This window comes from Elusimicrobiaceae bacterium (assembly GCA_028700325.1).
Taxonomy (GTDB): Bacteria; Elusimicrobiota; Elusimicrobia; order Elusimicrobiales; family Elusimicrobiaceae; genus JAQVSV01.
Map to the genome: position 1 here is coordinate 1 of JAQVSV010000081.1, position 8,900 is coordinate 8,900.

At 54.3% G+C, this 8,900-nt stretch carries 7 protein-coding genes; all 7 read right to left on the minus strand.

The features are described from left to right. Positions 1-169: 169 nt before the first annotated feature. The 7 genes from PHW69_08810 to PHW69_08840 all read right to left on the minus strand — a co-directional run bounded on the left by PHW69_08810 (position 170) and on the right by PHW69_08840 (position 8,823). Positions 170-712: a hypothetical protein gene (locus PHW69_08810; protein ID MDD4005284.1), complete on the minus strand. Its 543-nt coding sequence runs from the start codon at positions 710-712 to the stop codon at positions 170-172. Between the two features lie 36 nt (positions 713-748). Continuing rightward, positions 749-1,723, minus strand: a complete 975-nt coding sequence (locus PHW69_08815; protein ID MDD4005285.1) for a hypothetical protein — start codon at positions 1,721-1,723, stop codon at positions 749-751. A 1-nt stretch (position 1,724) separates the two neighbouring features. Then, on the minus strand, positions 1,725-2,225 hold the full coding sequence (locus tag PHW69_08820) for a hypothetical protein (GenBank protein MDD4005286.1): 501 nt from the start codon (positions 2,223-2,225) through the stop codon (positions 1,725-1,727). After that, positions 2,222-3,325 carry a linear amide C-N hydrolase gene (locus PHW69_08825; GenBank protein ID MDD4005287.1) on the minus strand — a complete coding sequence of 368 codons (1,104 nt, stop codon included), beginning with the start codon at positions 3,323-3,325 and terminating at the stop codon, positions 2,222-2,224. The genes PHW69_08820 and PHW69_08825 overlap by 4 nt, the downstream gene beginning before the upstream one ends. Positions 3,326-3,488: 163 nt before the next feature. Next, positions 3,489-4,007 carry a hypothetical protein gene (locus PHW69_08830; protein ID MDD4005288.1) on the minus strand — a complete coding sequence of 173 codons (519 nt, stop codon included), beginning with the start codon at positions 4,005-4,007 and terminating at the stop codon, positions 3,489-3,491. Between the two features lie 170 nt (positions 4,008-4,177). Further along, complete coding sequence (locus PHW69_08835) at positions 4,178-5,929, minus strand: glycosyltransferase family 39 protein (protein MDD4005289.1); 1,752 nt, start codon at positions 5,927-5,929, stop codon at positions 4,178-4,180. A gap of 38 nt (positions 5,930-5,967) precedes the next feature. Then, a complete protein-coding gene (locus PHW69_08840) occupies positions 5,968-8,823 on the minus strand; it encodes a CusA/CzcA family heavy metal efflux RND transporter (GenBank protein MDD4005290.1) in 2,856 nt (951 codons plus the stop codon). Between the last annotated feature and the right edge of the window lie 77 nt (positions 8,824-8,900).

Here is an 8,900-nt window from a genome sequence, read left to right on the forward strand (position 1 = left end):
GCGCCACCCGCGCCTTGAATCCAGCTTCAAATGTCTTTCGCATACAGCCTCCCTAAGGTTTTATTCTACCGACTTTTTTCACCTTAAGCAGGCCTTAAATTCGGTCCAGTTTTCCCCAACCATTATAACCAAACCACTTCAACAAAACAAAAAACCAGTTCCACTATTTTCATTGTTTTACAAACATAATAATCCGAACATAATTTTCCAATAACTTTATGCATACTGCCTGCTTCAATAAATAATGCCCCATTACAAACCCCATACAAAGCAGTATACACCATATTATAAAAACAGAAATAAAACTAAAGTCATAGTATACTGAAAGCATATTACCAGAAAATGCTATTGCAAAAATTAGTTTTACAGAATCCGAGTCGTTTGCAGCGAAATGCCTTATAGTTTCACCCAAAATAAACCAAATTGGCATACACAATATTGCCAATAGGTAATATATAACAATAATTGGCTTCGCACATAAGTTGAAATTTATAAATGAAAACAACAACCACACTTGCAGAATACCAAAAGCGAATCCACGCTTATGCTCAACAGGCAAAAAAACTAATATCGCTGTTATAACAAATGGCAATATAGCTATACACCAACCGAAATTTAACACCCATTCATATGGATATCCTCCGAATCTTTGAATCCCAAAACATACGCCACACAATCCGGACACAAAACCGGTACATAAAATTGATGTCAATAATTTTATTCGTAAATTCATATTCCGCCATCACTATCACTGACAACATACACAGTGATCAATCTGTGCTTTGGTATAATAATATGCACCAAACATACCAACACCATCAAAATATGCGCCCGAGATATTAATACACTTGCGATAGCACTCGCTAGATGTAAATTTTGCTTTGCAAATATTATCCAAATTAGATTCAAACTGAGCATCACATGTCGACTTAAACGATCCGCAAGACGAATAACACTCATCATGGGCATTACATGCACCAACAACATTAACAACACCACACCCATCGATATTCCACGAATCGGGCACACCCGAGCATCCATTATGCGACGGTGGAATTTTATTATAACGAGGCCTGCAAAATAATGGATTTGTGTTTGCATTAACAGCGTCTTTTTCCAAAGAAGTTAATGGGCGTATTGCACAATTCCCATCATTGCAATATGTCGCTTCGCAAATCCCATGTTCACTACTGCAAGCTTTGTTCGCAGATATTGCAATACAACTTTGCGATAAATAATTCCACTCATGACAAACCTCACATTGAGCCGTACATACCGATGTTGGCCCAACCAACACACCATTTACTGTAGAATTGCCACTAGTTACTCCGTATCCTGTCTTTATGTAACCGCTATCGCTGCCACCACCGGTGGTTGTAGACGAAACCGTGACCGGGGTATTGCCGGAAAAACCGCATTCGCCCATATCACCGGCATTCATATTTACGGCATTGTCCGTATTTACGGGGGTTGTTTTTCCGGTGGCACAGTCATAACAATAATAGGTATTCACCGCCTGCGTATTGCATGACGCATGGACCAGCGTTATCCTTAACGGTACTGTAATAGTCTCGCCGGGCTTAATCTCTGCTATATTGTTTACGCCAAACGCCAGCTTAACAGGGCTGCTGCTGTCACCCGCCGACATCTGCACCTCTTTAGCCGCTATCAGCCCCTTATTCGTTATGGTGATTTGCGTATTTACTATGTCGCCGCCCTTCATTTCAAGGTTGATTATTGGCGGCGAAAATATCAGCGCTGGTGCGGGTACGTCCGTCTTGAAAGTCTGCGTAAGCGTTAGGGTGTACTTGTCCTGCACCGTGGTGGGCGTTACCGTCCATGTATAGGTAACCATGCTGGTTGGCATATACACGTCCTGCGTGGCGGTTACGCCCGGTTCTACCGTTATACTGCCGCTTTGCGTTATCGCGCCCGATGATTTTGTCCTGACTCGTAAAAGGCAATATGGTGCGCGAAACCACTGCGTATTCCTTGTCAAACGGCAGCGGTATTACCGGCTGCAGACGCAGTGTGTAGGCGCTGCCGTCGTGCTCGGGCCCCACGTTCCAGTTGTAATTGTTCTGTATCGGAACATTGATTATGGGCGCCACGGGGTTCTGCAGTTTTTTGGCCAGTTCCTCGGTGGAGGAATCGTCCGCGCGGGCCGCCGCGCAAAATAGCGCGGCGGCGGCAAGAACATATGCTGAAACGATTGTTTTTTTCATTTAAGTAACGGGGCCGCATCCGCTATTGTTTCCTGGGAACCGTAAAGCGGCGCTTTTTTGATTTTCCCGTCCTTAAAGTCCAGAGTTTTAAGGTCCACCATGCGGAGGCCGGGGTTGTCGTAGGTGCGGTAATACCACACTTTGCTGCTCAGATCGCGGAAAGCGGTCCATTGCGTTGTTTCGCTGGAAATTATTTCCCCGGCTGCATTTCTGTCCACAGCCATTCCGCGTATAATATCTACGGTATTGGCCAGGTGCTGCGCGAGGTTGAGCAGGCTTTTTGCGTCAGCGGCCTGGTCCGCCGTCTGTATCTGCACGGCAAGGCGCGCGAAACGGCTGGGCGGAGTCAGGTCTCCGGGAAGCCCGAACATTCCACTGCCGTGCCCGGTGGGGCGGGCCAGATAGGAGCCGAAAGTCCGCGCGTCCGGAACCATGTTTTTCATCCCGACATAGTTGCGAAGGTTGTTGAGCATGAATGGGAAGTCCGGAGCGTTGGTAAGCACGCCCGTGGGGTTGTCGTAAATGTTGATTTTTCCATCAGCTGCTTCCACCACTATCGAGGCGCCGCTGGCGTCGTCCAGCTCAAAGTGCAGCGGAGGCGCCATTTTCATCTGGGGCAGGAACAGCGCGAAAAGTTTCACGTCGCGCAGTTTGGTTTTCACATCAGTCACGTCTTTGCAGTTCCCAAGCGCCCAAGATATGAAATGGGTGTGGGCCAGGGTTTTTGAGTCGTCGTCTTTTAAATCAGGCCATTTGGTATCCGGTTCGAACCAGAGGCCGCTGGCTGAAAGCCCCGCGTCGTTCATGCCGTCTATGAGCACGCCTTCGTCGCCAAAAACGGAAACTCCGAAATAATTGTATGAGGTTTCCCATTGCAGGCCTTTTTTCCCGGGCACGGGCGCCGGGCTGGTAAATTTGCTGCCTTTGGGCACGGCCTGCAGGCCGTAACCCACCTCGTAGCCGAATTCCATTGTGCGGGTGCTCATGACTGAACCGTCTTTTGCGATGATGCGCGCCGAACTGCACGACGAAACCGGAACTGACGGGGCAAACAGCATCAGAGCCATCAGCAGATTGGTAGCGATATGTTGCTTCTTCATTCTGTTTTCTCTCCTTAGTTAAGATAAAACATTATTATGTTTCTGCGCAGCTTATAGAACTATAGTAAAATCGGCTGTATTTTTCCATAATCTCCGGGAAAACCGGGCAGGCCGAAACGTTCCGCAGATTCCTTAAACGGACGTTCGCCCTTGGCTGTATAGCCTATCCGCAGGCCGCAAAACTGGCTGGATGCGGGTATCGGTTGTCAGCGGATGAAATCTGTTTTTCAGTACCCGGAAGCGAATGAAACCGGCGGATCGGCCGGTTGCCGTTCCCGTCATGAATTTGAAAGCCACGGGCATTTTGCCAGTGGCTTTCAAATATGGAAACGGGGCGGAACACCCGAGTGTGCCGCGTCCAGATCGGAAAAGCGAAGTTTTGCCGCCGCGCTTGCGTGCCGCGAGCAGGGGTATCGGGTAAAACCGGTTTTTGATTCATGCGCGACCAAATCCCGTTCGCCTCTGCCGGGTTGTGATACGCACTGGGCAGATTTGCATTGCGCGGCAAGAATCTGGGATTAGCCGGCCCGAATCCGGCAAAAATTCCCACAGGTATCCGGTCCGGATCCGCAGAGAATGTAAATATCGCGTGTACGGGGCCGAAGTTGGGCCCTTTGGTACTGGCAATATGCCGGAAATATTCATAACCTATGTGATAAACCGGATCAGGAGGTGTTTCCATGCCGAACAGATTTATAATCGGGATGTCCGTGGAGCCTACCCTCAAAGATTGTGTGCGAACAGTCAAAGGCATCCGGAGCTGTTGAGAAAAAGCTGACGGCTGTTTATGGACCGGCGAACAGGGCGAAAGCGGTCAAAAATGACTGATTTTAATAACCGGAGAAAACCGCCTCATGGCAAGATTCCCGGATTGCCTGACAGGGTTCTGAAATAATTTTCTGTCATGGCGGAAGATTGTTTTTCCGAAGTTGCGGGCCGGGGTTTTTTGATCGGGAAGATTTCCACCCGGCTGAGCCCGTAATTCGGATAATCCGCCTGAAACACAAGCGGCGGGAATTGCCCGGCCAGCTGTTTGTAAAACAGCCGCCAGGCTTGCGCCTGTGCGGCAAGTCCGAGTGTGTCGAGCTGCCGGAGCTGCCGGGTTTTATGGATATTTTCCAGCAAAACATAATCGGTATCCGCGCTCAGGCTGTCAATATCGGGCGGATAAAATTCTTTCAATTTCTCGTAACACAGGTACGGATAGTTGAGCGGTTCAGTGCCGATCTTCAGGCCCAGCTCATAAACCGGCGGATTGGCCCATGAATGGGCGTAGCAGACCAGCCTGTCGCCGGGCCTTGCATGTTCCCTAAGCCATTGCGCCGGCCGGGTGCGCGTCTGTTCTATGGAGCGCGCTCTTGCGCGGGCTTGTGCGGCAAGCGGCCCGAACGAATGATTGTTGAGTGAAAGCGCGCTCAGGCCCAGCGCAATCGCGCAGAGCCGCCAGTAAAGCTGTTTCCCTGCTTTGAAACGCTCTCCTAAATAGCCAAGGCCGTATCCGGCAACCAGCAGCTGCATTACCGGATAATAAATTCCCCAGTGGCTCAGCTTGGGCATGAACAGCCCTGAAACCGCCGCCGGCACGAACGCCCAGAGCGTCAGCGCGGCTTTTTGCTCTTTGAGCCGGAACGCCGCGTATGCGGTTACAATCAGCGTCGCGGCCGACAGCGGCAGGAACAGGAAACCGTAGCCGTGGAATTCGTTCACGCTGTAGAATAAATACGGATGAACCGACAGCAGCGCATGATGCGCCGACTGATGCGCGAACCGCGCGCTCAGCAGGGCGGGTACGCTGGGCGCGGCGTAGATTATTCTGAGCGACAGCAGCAGCGATGCCATGAGAAAAAAATACGCCGCCGACTTGATGTTTCCCGGCGCGGTTTTCCCGCCGGCCCGCCACAGCGCATACAAAGCTGGCGGCAGAAATACCGCCGCCGTTATTTTGGTGTTTACAAGCAAAGCCAGCGTGATACCCAGAAACGCGAAATTACGCGCTTTGCCGGGGTTTTGCAGTATGCTCAAGCACAGCAGCAGGCTAAAAATTCCGAGCGGAGGAATAAGATGGTCAATCCGCAGCAGATCAACGGAGCGCATCTGCGGGTTCAGCGCGAACAGCACGGCAAGCATTGCCGCGGCAAGCCGCGAGCGGGTGAGCTTAAGCGCCAGGAGAAACAGCAGCAGTATGGCCGCCACATCCGCTCCGGCCGACACAAGCCGTATCGCCAGAATGGACAGGCTTGTGTCATTGCCGGCGGCCGGCAGATTCAAAACCGCCGCGGCGGCTTTTAACGCCAGCCCCGCGCCAGAATAAAAATAATACTGCGCGTCGCCGTACGGGTGCAGGCCGGGCCGGTCGAGCCGATCGGGATCCAGCTTCAGGATTGCCTGCATGAACGCGGTTGTCGTGGCGATATGTTCCGCGGAATCGGGTTCAAAAGAATGCCGGAAACAAGTGTCGAAAAACGGCACGGTTGTCATTATGGCGAACAGGAGCACCGCCGCAAGGACAGGCGTTTTCAGTCTATCCGGTTTGAACGCCGGGAACGATAAGATGTCCTTTATGGCCATTTTCTGTATGAACGGACTGCCGGCATATTGCATCATTATACTGAATAAGCCGGTCTGCGCGGCCCTCCCGGCGCTCAGTTTTCGATCCGCTTGGAAAAGTACCCGTAAAGCGCCGGCAGGACAAGAAGGGTAAGCGCGGTCGAGGTGAACAGCCCGCCGGTAACCACCACGGCGAGCGGGCGCTGCACTTCTGAACCGGGCCCGGACGCGAACAGCAGCGGAACAAGGCTTGTGATCGTTATCAGCGCGGTCATCAGCACGGGGCGCAGGCGGCGTTCACAGCCGGTTCTTATCGCGTCATTGACGGAGTAACCGGCGTGGCGCAACTGGTTTATGCAGGTGACCATAACCACGCCGTTTAATACCGCCACTCCGAACAGCGCGATGAACCCCACCACCGCCGGGACCGAAAGGTACAGGCCCGCCAGCCACAGCGAAAAAATTCCGCCCGCCAGCGCGAGCGGAAGGTTTAACAGCACCAGCAGGGCCTGCCGCATGGAATTGAACGTCGCCGCGAGCAGCAGAAATATCAGCGCGATAACCGCCGGCACGATCAGCGAGAGTTTTCGCATGGCGCGCTGCTGGTTTTCGAACTGGCCGCCCCACTGCAGATAATAGCCCGGCGGAATAAACACTTTTTTCGCGATCGCGCGGCGCGCCTCGGCCACGAATCCGCCCAGATCGCGCCCGCTCGCGCTGGCTTCGACCAGTACGCAGCGCTTGCCGGCTTCGCGCCCGATCTGGACGGGGCCGTCCACCCGCCTGATATCGGCCAGCATGGCCAGCGGGATGCGCGCGCCGCCGGCCGGAGAGGTTATGATAAGTCTGCCGAGCGCTTCGACGGAGTCGCGTGCTTCGTCGGGCAGTTTTACTGTTATGTCAAACGCGCGGTCGCCTTCATGGATGGAGCCGGCTGGTTTGCCGCCCAGCGCGGTTTCTATGACGCCGTTGATGTCCTCCACATTCAGCCCGTAGCGCGAGATGCGCGCGCGGTCAATGCCGATGTTTATGTAAGACTGGCCGCCCTGCCTCTCGACAGCCACGTCCGCCGCGCCTTTGACCGAGGCCAGCGCGGAGCCGATTTCACCGGCTTTCTTGGCAAGCACTTCCAGTTCGTCGCCGTAAAGGCGGATGGCCAGCTGGGACCGCGAACCGGCCACCAGTTCGTCTATCCGGCATTGGATCGGCTGGCTGAATCCGCTCGTTATGCCAGGAATGCCGGCCACGGCCTGCCGCATTTTTTCGAACAGTTCATCCCTTGTCATCCCGGATTTCCATTCCCGGCGCGGTTTGAGTATCCCGATAAACCCGGTTTTTTCAACGCCGCGCGCTTCAATCGCCCTGCCGGTCCAGCCGGTTTTGGATACCACGGTTTGAAGTTCCGGAAACATTTTCAGCTTCTGCTCGATCATTTTCGCCGCGCCCGCCGAGGTGCCCAGCGACGCTCCGGGCAGAATGCTTGTGTCCATGTCGAATGAGCCTTCGTCCATGACCGGCATGAACTCCGTGCCCAGAAACGGCGCGGCGGCCAGGCTTGCCGCAAGCAGCGCGCAGGCGCCGGCCAAAACCGTTTTTTTGCGCCGCATTGTCCAGTCGAGCGCGGGCAGATAGATTTTTCTGGCGAGCGTTAAAAGCGGGCTTTGCCGGCTGGCCGCCGGGCGCAGCGCGATAACCGACAGCGCCGGTATTACCGTGAGCGAGAGCGCCAGCGAAGCCAGCAGCGCGATCATAATGGTCAGCGCGAGCGGCTCGAACATCTTGCCTTCTATGCCTTCAAGCGCCAGGATAGGCACGAATGTAAGCGCGATTATGAGTTCTCCGAAAATGCTGGGTTTGCGCACTTCCAGCACCGCAGCTTCCACCTCAGCCGCGCGGGCCGCGGGGTCCAGTCCGGGCGTCAGCCTGTGCAGGATGTTTTCCACCTGTATTATCGTGGAGTCTATTATCATGCCTGTTGAAATTGCCAGCCCGCCCAGCGACATGAGATTTGCCGTCAGGCCGGCCGCCCGCATGACCGCGAAGGTGAGCAGAAACGCCAGCGGCAGCGCCAGTATCGTCACGAACGAGCCGCGCAGGCTGAGCAGAAACACATACAGCACAGCTATCACTATCACGGAGCCTTCGGCCAGCGCGCGCAGAATGGTTTTGATGCTTTCGCTCACCACCGTGGAGCGGGTGTAGAGCGGGTATATTTTAGTGCCCGGCGGGAGTACGCCGGTCCGGTTGATTTCCGCCGCCGCGGCTTCCACGCGCCGCACTACCGCCATGCTGTCGGCCCCGCGCAGCATCATCACGACTCCGCCGACGACTTCCTTTTCGCCGTTCTTGAACGACGCGCCCTGCCGGACCGCGCTGCCCGCGGCTACCCGTGCCACGTCGCTTATCAGCACCGGCACGCCGTTGCGCGAGGCTACAACGATTTTGCCCAGATCCTCCGGGGATTTTATCATCCCCAGTCCGCGCACGAGCAGCTGTTCGCCGGCGATTTCCAGCACTCCTCCGCCCACGTTGGAATTGTTGCTTTCTATCGCGTCATAAATTTCCTTGAGGCTTACGCCGTACTGCGCCAGCCGCTGCGGCAGCGCGGTTACCTGGTATTCCTTGAGATAGCCGCCGAACGAGCTTACGTCGCTCACGCCGTCTATGCTTTTGAGCAGCGGCGCGACCACCCAGTCCTGCAAAGTGCGCAGATCGGCCAGCCTGCGCGGCGAGTCGCCGCTTCCGGAATCTTCCAGCGTGTACTGGTAAATCTCGCCCATCGCGGTAGCCACCGGCCCCAGCGTTATTTCCACGCCGGTTCCGAGTTTGGCGCGCGCTTCACCAAGCCGTTCCGATACCTGCTGTCTGGCGAAGTAAATATCGGTGCTGTCTTTAAAAACAGCCGTTACCACCGCTATTCCGTATTTTGAAACGGATTTCACCCGCGTCAGGCCCGGAATTTATGCTGGTGTTGCCAAAGTTATACGTGCCTACGGCTTTATGCTTATGACCGACCTTTACGGGGAAA